Here is a 13,787-nt window from a genome sequence, read left to right as displayed (position 1 = left end):
CGGATTACACGATGGCAGAGAGCCGCCCGGCAATGGTCCGGTCATGAGGAGGACAGATGACATCGGTGACGGAGGACTTCCGCAGGGCGCGGGACTTTCTGCTCGCCCACCGCGAGGACTACGCCACGGCCTACGAGGGCTTCGCCTGGCCGCGCCCCGAGCACTTCAACTGGGCGCTGGACTGGTTCGACGTCATCGCGGACGGGAACGACCGCACGGCCCTGCACATCGTCGAGGAGGACGGCTCCGAGACCCGGCTCTCCTTCGCCGAGCTGGCCGAGCGCTCCAACCGGGTCGCCAACCTGCTCCGCGAGAGGGGCGTCGGCGTCGAGGACCGCATCCTCGTGATGCTCGGCAACCAGGCCGAGCTGTGGGAGACCGCGCTGGCCGCGATGAAGCTGCGCGCCGTCGTCATCCCCGCCACCCCGCTGCTGGGCCCCGCCGACCTGCGCGACCGCGTCGACCGCGGCCGGGTGCGGCACGTGATCGTGCGCGCCGAGGACGCGGCGAAGTTCGACGACGTGCCCGGCGACTACACCCGCATCGCCGTCGGCGGCGTACCCGAGGGCTGGCAGCCCTACGAGGACGCCTACGCCACCTCCGCCGACTTCGTGCCCGACGGCCCCACCCTGGCCGACGACCCGCTGATGCTCTACTTCACCTCGGGGACCACCGCCCGGCCCAAGCTCGTCGAGCACACCCACACGTCGTACCCCGTCGGGCATCTGTCGACCATGTACTGGATCGGCCTCAAGCCCGGTGACGTGCACCTCAACATCTCCTCACCCGGCTGGGCCAAGCACGCCTGGTCCAACCTCTTCGCGCCGTGGAACGCGGAGGCGACCGTCTTCATCCACAACTACACGCGCTTCGACCCGGCCCGGCTGATGGCCGAGATGGACCGGGCGGGCGTCACCACCTTCTGCGCCCCGCCGACCGTCTGGCGCATGCTCATCCAGGCCGACCTCACCCAGCTGCGCACCCCGCCCCGCGAGGTGGTGGCCGCCGGCGAGCCGCTCAACCCCGAGGTCATCGAGCAGGTCCGGCGCGCCTGGGGTGTGACCGTCCGGGACGGCTTCGGGCAGACGGAGACGGCGGTGCAGATCGCCAACAGCCCCGGCCAGCCGCTGAAGACCGGCTCCATGGGGCGCCCGAGCCCCGGCTACCGCATCGAACTCCTCGACCCGGTCTCCGGCGCGCCCGGCGCCGTCGAGGGCGAGATCGCGCTCGACCTGTCGGTGAAGCCGGTCGGCCTGATGACCGGCTACCACGGCGCCGCCGACCGTACGACGGAGGCGATGGCGGGCGGCTACTACCGCACGGGCGACATCGGCACCCGCGACAAGGACGGATACGTGGTGTACGTCGGCAGGGCGGACGACGTGTTCAAGGCCTCCGACTACAAGATCAGCCCCTTCGAGCTGGAGAGCGCGCTGCTGGAGCACGAGGCGGTGGCCGAGGCGGCCGTCGTGCCCGCCCCGGACGAGCTGCGGCTGGCCGTCCCCAAGGCGTACGTCGTCCTCGCCGCGGGCTGGGAGCCCGGCCCGGACACCGCGAAGGTCCTCTTCGAGCACTCCCGCGAGGCCCTCGCCCCCTACAAGCGCATCCGCCGCCTGGAGTTCGCGCCCCTGCCCAAGACCGTCTCCGGCAAGATCCGCCGGATCGAGCTGCGCGAGGCCACGGCCGCGGGCTCGGCGAACGAGTACCGCGAGGAGGACTTCCGGTGAGCGACGACCTGTCGTACACGCACGGCACGAGCGAGACCCCGCTGCTCGGCGACACCATCGGCGCCAACCTCGACCATGCGATCGCCGCGTACCCCGACCGCGAGGCTCTCGTGGACGTTCCCTCGGGACGGCGATGGACGTACGCCGAGTTCGGCACGGCGGTCGACGAGGTGGCGCGCGGGCTGCTCGCGAAGGGCGTGGCGAAGGGGGACCGCGTCGGGATCTGGGCGGTCAACTGTCCCGAGTGGGTCCTCGTCCAGTACGCCACCGCCCGCCTCGGCGCGATCATGGTGAACATCAACCCGGCCTACCGCGCCCACGAGTTGGAGTACGTGCTGAAGCAGGCGGGCATCTCGGTGCTGATCGCCTCGCTCGAGCACAAGAACAGCGACTACCGGGCGCTGGTGGACCAGGTGCGCGGCAAGTGCCCGGAGCTGCGGGAGACGGTCTACATCGGCGACCCCTCCTGGGAGGCCCTGACCGCGGGCGCCGCCTCGGTCCCGCGGGAGCGACTCGGGGAGATCGCGGCGGAGCTGAGCTGCGACGACCCGGTCAACATCCAGTACACGTCGGGGACGACCGGCTTCCCGAAGGGCGCCACGCTCTCCCACCACAACATCCTCAACAACGGTTACTGGGTGGGCGAGTTGATCGCCTACACCGAGCAGGACCGGGTGTGCGTCCCGGTGCCCTTCTACCACTGTTTCGGCATGGTGATGGGAAACCTGGGAGCCACTTCCCACGGGGCCTGCATCGTCATCCCGGCGCCGTCCTTCGAGCCGAAGGCCACGCTGGAGGCGGTCCAGCAGGAGCGCTGCACCTCGCTGTACGGCGTACCGACCATGTTCATCGCGGAGTTGAACCTCCCCGACTTCGCCGCGTACGACCTGTCGTCCCTGCGCACCGGCATCATGGCGGGCTCGCCCTGTCCGGTGGAGGTGATGAAGCGGGTGGTCACCGAGATGCACATGGAGGAGGTCTCCATCTGCTACGGCATGACCGAGACGTCCCCGGTCTCGCTGCAGACCCGCAGGGACGACGACCTGGAGCACCGCACCGGCACCGTCGGCCGGGTCCTGCCGCACATCGAGGTCAAGGTCGTCGACCCGGCGACGGGAGTGACCCAACCCCGAGGCACCGCAGGTGAGTTGTGCACCCGCGGCTACAGCGTGATGCTCGGCTACTGGAACGAGCCCGAGAAGACCGCCGAGGCCGTCGACGCGGGACGCTGGATGCACACCGGCGACCTCGCCCTGATGCGGGAGGACGGGTACGTCGAGATCGTCGGCCGCATCAAGGACATGATCATCCGGGGTGGCGAGAACATCTACCCCCGCGAGATCGAGGAGTTCCTCTACGGCCACCCGAAGATCAGGGACGTCCAGGTCGTCGGCGTACCGCACGAGAGATACGGCGAGGAGGTCCTCGCCTGCGTCATCCCGCGCGACCCGGCCGACCCGCCGACCCTTCAGGAGCTGCGCGCCTACTGCGAAGGGCAGTTGGCGCACTACAAGGTCCCGAGCGGGCTGCGGATCCTGGACTCCTTCCCGATGACGGTGTCGGGGAAGGTACGGAAGGTGGAGCTGCGGGAGGCGTACGCGGACTAGTTCTTCAGTCCGCGCGCATGCACACCCGCGGCCATCGGTCGAGGCCGTGCTCCGCCTCCGCGGCGCGGATCGCCCTCAGGCCGGGGGTGAGCTCGGCCTCCGGCAGGGCGCGGAAACCGAGGCGGGCGTAGTAGGGGGCGTTCCACGGGACGTCCCTGAAGGTGGTCAGGGTCAGCCCGGCCAGCCCCTCGGCCCGCGCGTGGTCGGCGGCGTGGGCGAGGAGAGCGCGGCCCACGCCCCGGCGGGCGGCACGCGGGTGCACCGAGACCTGCTCGACGTGGAACGCGCCGTCCACCGGCTCTCCGATCAGATACGCGACCGGCCGGTCCACGTCGTCGACGGCGACCCAGGCGTGCCCAGCCCGGCGGTAGCGCTCCAGTTCCGCCGACGTGGGCGGCTCGTCCTCGGCGATCTTTGCCATGCCGACCTCACGAAAGGCCACACCGGCGGCCCGCTCGATGTCCTGCAGTGCGGCGAGTTCGGTGGGGGCTGCGGGGCGGATGCGCATGGGCCGAGTATCGGTGCGGGGCGGCACGGACGTCGCGCGGATTTCGGGCATGGAGCGGGGAACCGGACGGCGCCGGTCGCCCTCTCCGCTCACCGCTCCCCCTCTCTCGCCCCCGTCGCGTCCAGTCGTCCCGCGGGGGCGTTCACCGGCTGGGGGATGCCGGTGAGTTCGAGGACGAACAGGGGGATGTCGAGGCCGTCGGCACGGTCGCGGGCGGCGTCCGTGTAGCCGGAGAGGGAGAAGTAGACGCAGGCCGCGGACTCCGTCATGGCCGTGAGCCACAGGCACTCCACGTCGCGCAGGGACGCGGGGCGGATGGCCGGGTCGACCTGGGCGAGGAGGCCGCGGGCGGCGAGGCCGATGCCGGAGGGGGGACGCTGGTCGGCGCGACGGATGTCCTGGTAGCCGAGGCTGCGGAGGTACAGCGCGGCGGCGGTCACCGCGTCACGGGCGGTACGGATGGTGACCGGCTGGAGGACCCTGGGCGCGCGGACCGGTTCCACCGTCGTCGGGGGGCGGGCGACGGCGTCGGTCGTGGAGCCGGGGGCCGTGACCGGGACCCTCAGTACCGTTCCGCACGGGCACCCGAGTTCCGGCCGCGGCCACTCGTCCCTGCGGCCGCAGGACGCGCAGCGCACGGTGACCCACTGCTCGTCCCACACCTGGTGGGTGACCGCCGTCGCCGTCCCCGCGGGATCCAGCGGCGGGTGGACGGGCGCGCCGCACACGCACGGGTACGACGGAGCGGCGTAGAGGTGCTCGCGCCGGCAGGCCGGGCAGCGCACGGACACGCTCTCGGACATGGCCCCATCGTCGCCCACGAAACCCCTGCCTGTCCGTCCCTTGGCGTGCTTCGGCCAGCCCTCCGGCCTCCTTCGGCCGACTCTTGACGGTCCCCGCCCCTCCACCTACATTATTTCCAGATAGTAGAAGATATTTTCCACTATACGGAAGTGCTCACCGCGGGGCGCGACGGGAGAGCCCATCCGGCAGCCGAAGCAGGAGTACTCCATGGCTCGTATGACCGCTGCCCGCGCGGCAGTCGAGATCCTCAAGCGCGAGGGTGTGACCGACGCGTTCGGTGTCCCCGGCGCGGCGATCAACCCGTTCTACGCCGCGCTCAAGGCCTCCGGCGGCATCCATCACACGCTCGCCCGCCATGTGGAGGGCGCCTCGCACATGGCCGAGGGCTACACCCGCACCCACCCCGGCAACATCGGCGTCTGTGTCGGCACCTCGGGGCCGGCCGGCACCGACATGATCACGGGCCTGTACTCCGCCATCGGCGACTCCGTCCCGATCCTGTGCATCACCGGCCAGGCCCCGACCGCCGTGATCCACAAGGAGGACTTCCAGGCCGTCGACATCGCCTCCATCGCCAAACCGGTCACCAAGATGGCCGTGACCGTCCTGGAGGCCGCGCAGGTGCCCGGCGTCTTCCAGCAGGCCTTCCATCTCATGCGTTCCGGCCGCCCCGGCCCGGTCCTGATCGACCTGCCCGTCGATGTCCAGCAGACGGAGATCGAGTTCGACCCGGAGGCCTACGAGCCGCTGCCCGTCTACAAGCCGGCCGCCAGCCGCGCCCAGATCCAGAAGGCGCTCGGCATGCTGGGTGCCGCCGAGCGTCCGCTGATCGTCGCCGGCGGCGGTGTCATCAACGCCGACGCCTGCGAACTCCTCGTCGAGTTCGCCGAGTTGACCGGCACCCCGGTGGTGCCGACCCTGATGGGCTGGGGCGCCATCCCCGACGACCACGAGCTGAACGCCGGCATGGTCGGCCTCCAGACCTCGCACCGCTACGGCAACGCGACCTTCCTGGAGTCCGATTTCGTGCTTGGCATCGGCAACCGCTGGGCCAACCGCCACACCGGCCGCGTCGACGTATACACACGCGGCCGCACCTTCGTCCACGTCGACATCGAGCCCACCCAGATCGGCCGGATCTTCGCCCCCGACTACGGCATCGCCTCCGACGCGAAGGCCGCCCTGGAGCTCTTCGTCGAGGTGGCCCGGGAGTTGAAGGCCGAGGGCACGCTGCCCGACCGCTCCACCTGGGCAGCCGCCGCGCAGGAGAAGAAGGCCCGGCTCCGGCGCCGTACGCACTTCGACGACATCCCGATCAAGCCCCAGCGCGTCTACGAGGAGATGAACAAGGCCTTCGGCCCGCAGGCCCGGTACGTCACCACCATCGGCCTCTCGCAGATCGCCGGCGCCCAGATGCTGCACGTCCAGCGGCCGCGCCACTGGATCAACTGCGGCCAGGCGGGCCCGCTCGGCTGGACCGTCCCGGCGGCGCTGGGCGTGGCCAAGGCCGACCCGGAGGCCTCGGTGGTCGCGCTCTCCGGCGACTACGACTTCCAGTTCATGATCGAGGAGCTGGCCGTGGGGGCGCAGCACCGGATCCCGTACGTCCACGTCCTCGTCAACAACGCCTACCTGGGCCTGATCCGCCAGGCGCAGCGGGCCTTCGACATGGACTTCCAGGTCAACCTGGAGTTCGAGAACATCAACACGCCCGAACTGGGCGTCTACGGCGTCGATCACGTGAAGGTCGCCGAGGGGCTCGGCTGCAAGGCGATCCGGGTGACCGACCCGAACGAGCTGGCCACCGCCTTCGAGCAGGCGAAGAAGCTCGCCGCCGAGTACCGGGTGCCGGTCGTCGTAGAGGCGATCCTGGAGCGCGTCACCAACATCTCCATGTCGACGACCAACGACATCAGCAACGTCGTCGAGTTCGAGGAGACCGTGTAGCAACCCGACCGGGCGCGTGGCGCACGAAGGCCCGACAGGTTGTCCGACCTGCCGGGCCTCCGTCGTCTTCGGCGCACCGGTGTGTGACGCCTCAGTCCGAGCCGCCGCCCCCGCCGCCGCAGGAGGAGTACTCGACGCCTCCCGTGCCGCCGTCCCGGGGGCGCCCGTGGAACCCCTTGTCCGCCACCTCGGCGCGGGCGAGGAGCCCCGCCCGGAAGGCGAAGCGCGGGAGGAGCGCGCGCAGGGCCGCCTCGCCGTGGAGGGCGACGGCGAGCAGCTTGTCGTGGTCCGTCAGGCCGCGCCCGGCCGCGGGCAGGGGGTGCAGCTCCTGCAAGTCCCGCACCTGGCGGCGGGCGGCGCGGGTCGGGCCGAGCAGCGGGTAGCGCAGGAGACCGGCCTCCGCCAGGGGGATGCGCATCAGGGCCACCGCCAGACGGATGTCGGGTCGCTTCGCCAACTTCCGCGGCTCACAGGGCTGTTCGAGGGAGGCGCGCACCGCGCTCTCCAGCGGCGGGAGGGGAGGCGGGGGCTGCCCCGGGGGCGCGTCCACGGGGACCGCGTCCGCCGTCCTCATCGTCCCCGGCCGACCGGCTTCCACCGCACCCCGCAGGTGAAGGCCCACCGCGGCGACCGTGACGGCGGCGCGGGGACCGCCGCGCAGCAGTGCGATCTCGTGCGGCTGGAGCCGGATCCCCGCATGCTCGCGCATGGCACACCCCCTGGGGCGGGGCCCGCCGCCCCCGTGCCGGCGGGCCCCGCGTGACCACAATGTGCCCGTGCCCACAGGGCGTTGAAGCCTGCACGGCCATGTTTCAGAGGTTGATTTGAGGTTGACGTACCCGGCCTACGTCTCATCCGGTGAGTGTGCTTCCGACAGCCCCGGCCAGTCGTCCGGCCCGCCGCCCTGCCATTCGATCAGGTCGCTCTCCTCGACCTCGATCCGGTCCAGGTCGGCCAGCCGGAGGATCTCGACGACGTCGTCCAGATGGGTGGCGATGCCGAGGGTCTCGTCGCCCAGGGTGACGCGGCGGGAGCCGTCGAGGGCCGGGGAATGCACCACGATGTGCGGGTACTGCGTCGGATGTCCCATGCCCTCAGGCTGCTGCGCGGGGCAGGAATCCGCACGTCGGAAGGACCGTGGCGGTGCGACGGAACCGGTGGGCCGCTTCCCTCAGGTCGAGAAGCGGGCCCCCGGAGCCTTCACCACCGCACTGGCTCGCAGGCCGCCACGGTCCGGTTGGTTCCGGGCGGCGCCGCCACCTGGGCGCGACAGGACAAGTGTCGGCAGCGGCGTCGCCCGGGGTCTGTGGAGGTCAGGCCCGGGCGCCGGAGAGGCGCTCCACCGACCGCAGCAGGGCCGAGTGGTCGAGGCCGCCGTCGCCCTGCGCGCGCAGGCTCGCGACCAGCTGGGCCACCACGGCACCGACGGGCAGGGCCGCGCCGACGGAGCGGGCGGCGTCCGTGACGATGCCCATGTCCTTGTGGTGCAGGTCGATGCGGAAACCCGGCGTGAAGTCGCGGTTGAGGAAGTTGTCCTTCTTGCGCGTCAGCACGGTGGACCCGGCCAGGCCGCCGTTCAGTACATCCAGCGCCGCCCTCAGGTCCACGCCCGACCTCTCCAGGAAGACCACGGCCTCGGCGCACGCCTGGATGTTGACGGCGACGATCAGCTGGTTCGCGGCCTTCACCGTCTGGCCGGAGCCGTGCGGACCGCACAGCACGATCGTCCTGCCGAGCGCCTCGAAGATCGGCTCCGCGGCGTCGAAGTCGGCCTGCTCGCCACCGACCATGATGGACAGCACGGCCTCGACGGCACCGGCCTCACCGCCGGACACGGGCGCGTCCAGGACGCGGATGCCCTTCTCCTCGGCGGCCTTCGCCAGATCGATGGAGGTCTGCGGGGTGATCGAGGACATGTCGATCAGCAGCGCGCCGGGCTTCACGTTCTCCAGGATGCCGTCGCGCCCGTAGGCGATGGCCTCGACCTGCGGGGAGGCGGGCACCATCGTGACGACGACATCGGCGTCGCGCACGGCCTCGGCGATCGAACCGGCCGCGGTGCCACCGGCGGCGGCCAGGCGGTCCAGCTTGTCCTGTTCGAGGGTGTGGCCGGTGACGTCGTAACCCGCCTTGATCAGGTTCTCGGACATGGGGGAGCCCATGATGCCGAGGCCTATCCAGGCGACCTTGGGAAGTGCGTTGCTCATGGGGAATGCCTCTCGGTACGGGGGATCAGCGGGGCAGCCAGTCGAAGGCCTCGGCGCTCGGGCGGTCGCCCGGCTTGTACTCCAGGCCGATCCAGCCGTCGTATCCGGCCTTCCTGAGCCGGTCGAGGAGTTCCGCCAGCGGCAGCGAGCCCGTGCCGGGCGCACCACGGCCGGGGTTGTCCGCGATCTGGACGTGGCCGGTCTTCGCCGCGTACGTCTCGATCACCTGCGGCAGGTCCTCGCCGTTCATCGACAGGTGGTACAGGTCCATCAGGAACTTCGCGTTACCGAGTCCGGTCGCCGCGTTGACCTTGTCGACGACCTCGACCGCCGCGGGCGCGCTCACCAGCGGATACAGCGGCGACTCGGGCCGGTTCAGCGCCTCGATCAGCAGGATCGCCCCGATCCGGTCGGCGGCCCGGGCCGCGAGGGCCAGGTTCTCCAGCGCGAGCGCGTCCTGCGCGGCCGGGGCGACGCTCTCGACGCGGTTGCCGTACAGCGCGTTGAGTGCCGTACAGCCGAGGGAGCGGGCGAAGCCGGCGGCCACGTCGATGTTGGCGCGGAACCTCTCCGACTCCTCGCCCGGGACCGACAGGGCGCCGCGGTCCGGGCCGGGGAGCTGTCCGGCGTAGAAGTTCAGGCCCGTGAGCTGCACGCCCGCGTCCTCGATCGCCTTCCTCAGGGCGTCGAGTTCGGACCGCTCGGGGGTGGGGGAGCCGACCCAGGGCCACCACAGCTCGACCGCGGTGAAGCCGGCCGCGGCGGCGGCCGCGGGGCGCTCCAGGAGCGGGAGTTCCGTGAAGAGGATCGACAGGTTGACGTTGAAGCGCTGCTCCGTGAATCCCATCGGCCGACGCTCCCTTCCCTCGGTCTATATTCCGTATAGTGGAAGTAAGTTTCTGCTTATTGGAAGATTGCCGCCGGTGGTCAGAGCTTGTCAAGAGGGGTCAGCGGAAAGCTGCACCGCGCGTTAGGTTGGGCGCGTGCGATTGAGAGTGGAGTTCACGACCGAACCCTTCGACCTCGACGAGGCGCCGGCGCACGCGCTGGTGGCGCGCGAGGTCGTCGAGGCGGCGGATCTGGACGCCGTGGACGTCGGTCCGTTCGGCAACACCGCGGAAGGGCGCGCCGATGCGGTCCTCACCGCCGTGGACGCCCTGCTGCGCAAGACCCTTCAAGTCGGTGCCACCCGGATCTCGTTGCAGGTCAACGTCGTCGGGGAGGGCGAGTGACCGGCGCCGGGGACGAGCCGTTCATCACGGCCGTGAAGCCGCTGGTCGACGCCATGGGCGGCGAGATGCTGCCGCCCGACGAGGCCGGCCCCGACGACGTGGTGCTCGTCTGGGAGGGTGCCGACGTCGTCGCCGTACGTCTGCCGCAGCTCGCCGACTCCCTCGATCACATCCTGGCCGCCATGGAGCGCAAGAAGGGCAAGCCCCTCGCCGACCTGGACCGCAAGGCCAAGCAGGAGGTCGTACGCATACTCGAGGCGCGCGGCGCCTTCTCCGTACGGCACGGCGTGGAGACCGTGGCGAGCGCGCTCGGGGTGAGCCGCTTCACGGTCTACAACTACCTCAATCGCGAGAAGGAGGGCTGAGGGGCGAGGGGGAGGTCTGGGGGAGGACGTCCGGGGGAGTGGCCCGCAGGGCCCGCAACCCTGTTTTTTCAACAAACTGTTGACGCGCTGAGTGGGTAGGGCGTTAGCTGTCGGCATGACGTCGACTCCCACGCCGCCGGGCCTCACCCGCCTCAACGCCCTGGAGGAGCAGGCGGCCATTGCCGCGCTCCACGAGGCGTGCGCCTCCACGGCGTGGATCCGGCGTCTGCTGGCCGCCCGCCCCTACGCCACCGTCGACCACCTCTACGCCGCGAGCGACGCCGCCATGGCCGAGCTGACCACCGCGGACCTCCAGGAAGCGATGGCCGGGCACCCGCCGATCGGCCGCCCCAAGCCGGGCGATCCGGCCTCGGCCCGTGAACAGCGCGGCATGGCCGGAGCCTCCGACGAGCTCAAGGCGGAGATGCTGGAACTGAACCTCGCCTACCAGGACCGGTTCGGCCACGTCTTCCTCATCTGCGCCACCGGACTGACCGGCGAGCAGATGCGCGACGCGGTCAAGGAGCGGATCGGCAACTCGCCGGACCAGGAGCGGGAGATCGTCCGCACCGAGCTGGGAAGGATCAACCGCATCCGACTGGCCCGACTCGTCGAAGAGGACTGAGAGCAGCATGAGTACCCGCACCACAGCCTCCGTGTCCACGCACATCCTGGACACCAGCGTCGGCCGCCCCGCCGAGGGCGTCGCCGTCCACCTCTACGCCCGTGGCGGCAGAGACGCGGACTGGCAGGCGCTCGGCGGCTCCGCGACCGACGCGGACGGACGGTGCAGGGACCTCCCGGCCCCGCCGGAGGGGACCACCCACGTACGGCTCGACTTCGCGGTGGAGCCGTACCTCGAGAAAACCGCGAACAAGCAAGCCGATGCGCAGCAGGACGCCCCCGCGAATCGGGACAGCGGTGCCGGTGTGTTCTTCCCGGAGGTGGCGATCACGTTCGCCGTCGTGCCCGGCGAGCACTACCACGTACCGCTGCTGCTCAACCCGTTCGGCTACTCCGTATACCGAGGGAGCTAGCGATGCCCGTCTTGGGACAGAACCAGTACGGCAAGGCAGAGAACCGGGTCGTCAAGATCACGCGGGACGGCGCCACCCACCACATCAGGGACCTCAACGTCTCGGTGTCGCTGAGCGGTGACATGGACGAGGTCCACTACTCCGGCTCCAACGCCAACGTCCTGCCGACCGACACCACCAAGAACACGGTGTACGCGTTCGCCAAGGAGCACGGCATCGAGTCCGCCGAACAGTTCGGCATGCACCTCGCCCGCCACTTCGTGACCTCGCAGGAGCCGATCAGGACGGCCCGGATCCGCATCGAGGAGTACGCCTGGGAGCGCATCGAGCACGCCGGCAAGGGCGCGCACTCCTTCGTCCGCAGGGGCCAGGAGACCCGCCTCGCTCAGATCACGTACGACGGTTCGTCGTGGGAGGTCGTCTCCGGTCTCAAGGACCTGACCGTCATGAACTCGACCGACTCCGAGTTCTGGGGTTACGTCAAGGACAAGTACACGACCCTTCCCGAGGCCCGCGACCGCATCCTGGCCACCGAGGTCTCAAGCCGCTGGCGCTTCAACTGGACCGACGACGCGCAGCGGATGCCGGCCTGGGACGAGTCGTACGCACAGGTCAAGGGGCACCTTCTGCGAGCCTTCGCGGAGACTTACTCCCTGTCGCTCCAGCAGACCCTGTACGCCATGGGCGCGCGGATCATCGACCACCGCGGCGAGATCGACGAGGTCCGCTTCTCCCTCCCGAACAAGCATCACTTCCTGGTGGATCTGGAGCCGTTCGGCCTGAAGAACGACACCGCCGACGGAGCTGTCTACCTGGCCGCCGACCGCCCGTACGGCCTGATCGAGGCCACCGTCCTGCGGGACGGGTGCGAGGCGACGATCCCGGCGGACCTCACCAACCTCTGAAGGACGAACCATGGCAGCAGCCCAGCGCATCGTCATCGAGAACTGCTCGATCGCGACGGTCGACGCGCACGACACCGAGTACGCGAACGGGTACGTCGTCCTCGCAGGCAACCGCATCGAGTCGCTCGGCGCGGGCACGGCACCCGAGGGTCTGGAGAACGTGGTACGGCGTGTGGACGCCACCGGACACCTGGTCACCCCCGGCCTGGTCAACACCCATCACCACTTCTACCAGTGGATCACCCGGGGCCTGGCCACCGACCACAACCTCTTCAACTGGCTCGTCGCGCTGTACCCGACCTGGGCGCGCATCGACGAGCCGATGGTCCGCGCGGCCGCCCAGGGCTCGCTCGCGATGATGGCCCGCGGCGGCGTCACCACCGCCATGGACCACCACTACGTCTTCCCGAAGGGCTCCGGCGACCTCTCCGGCGCCATCATCCGCGCCGCCCGCGACATGGGCGTCCGCTTCACCCTCGCCCGCGGCTCCATGGACCGCAGCGAGAAGGACGGCGGCCTGCCACCGGACTTCGCCGTCGAGACACTGGAGGGCGCCCTCGCCGCGACCGAGCGGACCGTCGAGGAGCACCACGACACCTCCTTCGACGCGATGACCCAGGTGGCCGTCGCCCCCTGCTCGCCCTTCTCCGTCTCCACCGAACTGCTCAAGCAGGGAGCCGAGTTGGCTCGCCGCCTCGGGGTGCGGCTGCACACCCATGGCTCGGAGACGGTCGAGGAGGAGAAGTTCTGCCACGAGCTGTTCGGCATGGGCCCGACCGACTACTTCGAGTCCACCGGCTGGCTCGGCGAGGACGTGTGGATGGCGCACTGCGTCCACATGAACGACTCCGACATCGACGCCTTCGCCCGTACGAAGACGGGGGTCGCCCACTGTCCCTCGTCCAACGCCCGCCTGGCCGCCGGTATCGCCCGCGTCCCGGACATGCTCGCGGCCGGCGTCCCGGTCGGCCTCGGCGTCGACGGTACGGCTTCCAACGAGTCCGGCGAACTGCACACCGAGCTGCGCAACGCGCTGCTCATCAACCGCCTCGGCGCGCACCGCGAGGCCGCCCTGAACGCCCGTCAGGCCCTGCGCCTGGGCACCTACGGCGGCGCCCAAGTCCTGGGCCGCGCACGGGAGATCGGCTCCCTGGAGCCGGGCAAGCTCGCCGACCTGGTGCTGTGGAGGCTCGACACCCTCGCCCACGCCTCCATCGCCGACCCGGTCACCGCGCTGGTCTTCGGCGCGGCGGCACCCGTCACGGCGTCGTTCGTGAACGGCCGTCAGATCGTGGCGGACGGGCGGCTCCTCACCGCTGACGAGGACGCGATCGCGCGCGCCACCCGCGAGGAGGCCCGGCGCCTGGCACGGATCGCCGCGCAGGGCTGAGCACCCGAGAACTCCGGCCGAGGGGGACGGCCCTCGACCGGAAGCCGTGCCCGGGGCG

At 70.6% G+C, this 13,787-nt stretch carries 15 protein-coding genes; 9 read left to right on the top strand and 6 right to left on the bottom strand.

What is annotated here, in order from left to right:
* Positions 1–56 precede the first annotated feature (56 nt).
* Both ACFYWX_RS35755 and ACFYWX_RS35750 read left to right on the top strand, forming a co-directional pair.
* Positions 57–1,727 carry an AMP-binding protein gene (locus ACFYWX_RS35755; protein WP_389429008.1) on the top strand — a complete coding sequence of 557 codons (1,671 nt, stop codon included), beginning with the start codon at positions 57–59 and terminating at the stop codon, positions 1,725–1,727.
* On the top strand, positions 1,724–3,334 hold the full coding sequence (locus ACFYWX_RS35750) for an AMP-binding protein (RefSeq protein WP_389429007.1): 1,611 nt from the start codon (positions 1,724–1,726) through the stop codon (positions 3,332–3,334). Before ACFYWX_RS35755 ends, ACFYWX_RS35750 begins: the two co-directional genes overlap by 4 nt.
* Before the next feature lie 4 nt (positions 3,335–3,338).
* Here ACFYWX_RS35750 and ACFYWX_RS35745 read toward each other — a convergent pair whose 3' ends face one another.
* Positions 3,339–3,842: a GNAT family N-acetyltransferase gene (locus tag ACFYWX_RS35745; protein WP_389429006.1), complete on the bottom strand. Its 504-nt coding sequence runs from the start codon at positions 3,840–3,842 to the stop codon at positions 3,339–3,341.
* 89 nt (positions 3,843–3,931) lie between these two features.
* On the bottom strand, positions 3,932–4,645 hold the full coding sequence (locus ACFYWX_RS35740) for a hypothetical protein (RefSeq protein WP_389429005.1): 714 nt from the start codon (positions 4,643–4,645) through the stop codon (positions 3,932–3,934).
* A gap of 208 nt (positions 4,646–4,853) precedes the next feature.
* Here ACFYWX_RS35740 and gcl point away from each other — a divergent pair, with 208 nt between their 5' ends.
* Positions 4,854–6,593, top strand: coding sequence for a glyoxylate carboligase (gcl, locus tag ACFYWX_RS35735; protein WP_389429004.1), 1,740 nt, complete (start codon positions 4,854–4,856; stop codon positions 6,591–6,593).
* A 91-nt stretch (positions 6,594–6,684) separates the two neighbouring features.
* Here gcl and ACFYWX_RS35730 read toward each other — a convergent pair whose 3' ends face one another.
* The 4 genes from ACFYWX_RS35730 to ACFYWX_RS35715 all read right to left on the bottom strand — a co-directional run bounded on the left by ACFYWX_RS35730 (position 6,685) and on the right by ACFYWX_RS35715 (position 9,647).
* Positions 6,685–7,302 (bottom strand): TIGR04222 domain-containing membrane protein, encoded by a 618-nt coding sequence (locus tag ACFYWX_RS35730; protein ID WP_389429003.1) that lies wholly within the window; start codon positions 7,300–7,302, stop codon positions 6,685–6,687.
* 135 nt (positions 7,303–7,437) lie between these two features.
* Positions 7,438–7,683, bottom strand: a complete 246-nt coding sequence (locus ACFYWX_RS35725) for a hypothetical protein (RefSeq protein WP_389429002.1) — start codon at positions 7,681–7,683, stop codon at positions 7,438–7,440.
* Between the two features lie 223 nt (positions 7,684–7,906).
* Positions 7,907–8,800, bottom strand: a complete 894-nt coding sequence (locus ACFYWX_RS35720; protein ID WP_389429001.1) for a 2-hydroxy-3-oxopropionate reductase — start codon at positions 8,798–8,800, stop codon at positions 7,907–7,909.
* A 25-nt stretch (positions 8,801–8,825) separates the two neighbouring features.
* Positions 8,826–9,647, bottom strand: a complete 822-nt coding sequence (locus ACFYWX_RS35715) for a TIM barrel protein (RefSeq protein ID WP_389429000.1) — start codon at positions 9,645–9,647, stop codon at positions 8,826–8,828.
* Between the two features lie 136 nt (positions 9,648–9,783).
* On the opposite strand from ACFYWX_RS35715, the gene ACFYWX_RS35710 reads away from it, so the two are divergent.
* From ACFYWX_RS35710 to ACFYWX_RS35685, 6 genes are all read left to right on the top strand, one after another.
* Complete coding sequence (locus ACFYWX_RS35710) at positions 9,784–10,032, top strand: hypothetical protein (protein ID WP_389428999.1); 249 nt, start codon at positions 9,784–9,786, stop codon at positions 10,030–10,032.
* Entirely contained in the window at positions 10,029–10,397 is a 369-nt protein-coding gene (locus ACFYWX_RS35705; protein ID WP_389428998.1) for a helix-turn-helix domain-containing protein, read from the top strand. Before ACFYWX_RS35710 ends, ACFYWX_RS35705 begins: the two co-directional genes overlap by 4 nt.
* Positions 10,398–10,512: 115 nt before the next feature.
* Positions 10,513–11,022, top strand: coding sequence for a 2-oxo-4-hydroxy-4-carboxy-5-ureidoimidazoline decarboxylase (uraD, locus tag ACFYWX_RS35700; protein WP_389428997.1), 510 nt, complete (start codon positions 10,513–10,515; stop codon positions 11,020–11,022).
* A 7-nt stretch (positions 11,023–11,029) separates the two neighbouring features.
* Positions 11,030–11,434 (top strand): hydroxyisourate hydrolase, encoded by a 405-nt coding sequence (gene uraH / locus ACFYWX_RS35695; RefSeq protein ID WP_389428996.1) that lies wholly within the window; start codon positions 11,030–11,032, stop codon positions 11,432–11,434.
* Positions 11,435–11,436: 2 nt separating this feature from the next.
* A complete protein-coding gene (gene pucL, locus ACFYWX_RS35690; protein WP_389428995.1) occupies positions 11,437–12,339 on the top strand; it encodes a factor-independent urate hydroxylase in 903 nt (300 codons plus the stop codon).
* 10 nt (positions 12,340–12,349) lie between these two features.
* Positions 12,350–13,729, top strand: coding sequence for an 8-oxoguanine deaminase (locus ACFYWX_RS35685; protein ID WP_389428994.1), 1,380 nt, complete (start codon positions 12,350–12,352; stop codon positions 13,727–13,729).
* The last annotated feature ends 58 nt before the right edge of the window (positions 13,730–13,787 follow it).

The sequence above is a fragment of the Streptomyces sp. NPDC002888 genome, assembly GCF_042888465.1.
Classification (GTDB): Bacteria; Actinomycetota; Actinomycetes; order Streptomycetales; family Streptomycetaceae; genus Streptomyces.
Note: the sequence above shows the minus strand (reverse complement) of the source record. Positions and strands in the feature narration are given on the sequence as shown.

Bases quoted from the DNA above. Each gene is read 5' to 3' on its own strand.
- uraD (WP_389428997.1), top strand. From the start codon at position 10,513: ATGACGTCGACTCCCACGCCGCCGGGCCTCACCCGCCTCAACGCCCTG.
- ACFYWX_RS35730 (WP_389429003.1), bottom strand. From the start codon at position 7,302: ATGCGCGAGCATGCGGGGATCCGGCTCCAGCCGCACGAGATCGCACTG.
- ACFYWX_RS35685 (WP_389428994.1), top strand. From the start codon at position 12,350: ATGGCAGCAGCCCAGCGCATCGTCATCGAGAACTGCTCGATCGCGACG.
- gcl (WP_389429004.1), top strand. From the start codon at position 4,854: ATGGCTCGTATGACCGCTGCCCGCGCGGCAGTCGAGATCCTCAAGCGC.
- ACFYWX_RS35740 (WP_389429005.1), bottom strand. From the start codon at position 4,645: ATGTCCGAGAGCGTGTCCGTGCGCTGCCCGGCCTGCCGGCGCGAGCAC.
- ACFYWX_RS35745 (WP_389429006.1), bottom strand. From the start codon at position 3,842: ATGCGCATCCGCCCCGCAGCCCCCACCGAACTCGCCGCACTGCAGGAC.
- uraH (WP_389428996.1), top strand. From the start codon at position 11,030: ATGAGTACCCGCACCACAGCCTCCGTGTCCACGCACATCCTGGACACC.
- ACFYWX_RS35725 (WP_389429002.1), bottom strand. From the start codon at position 7,683: ATGGGACATCCGACGCAGTACCCGCACATCGTGGTGCATTCCCCGGCC.
- ACFYWX_RS35720 (WP_389429001.1), bottom strand. From the start codon at position 8,800: ATGAGCAACGCACTTCCCAAGGTCGCCTGGATAGGCCTCGGCATCATG.
- pucL (WP_389428995.1), top strand. From the start codon at position 11,437: ATGCCCGTCTTGGGACAGAACCAGTACGGCAAGGCAGAGAACCGGGTC.
- ACFYWX_RS35715 (WP_389429000.1), bottom strand. From the start codon at position 9,647: ATGGGATTCACGGAGCAGCGCTTCAACGTCAACCTGTCGATCCTCTTC.
- ACFYWX_RS35755 (WP_389429008.1), top strand. From the start codon at position 57: ATGACATCGGTGACGGAGGACTTCCGCAGGGCGCGGGACTTTCTGCTC.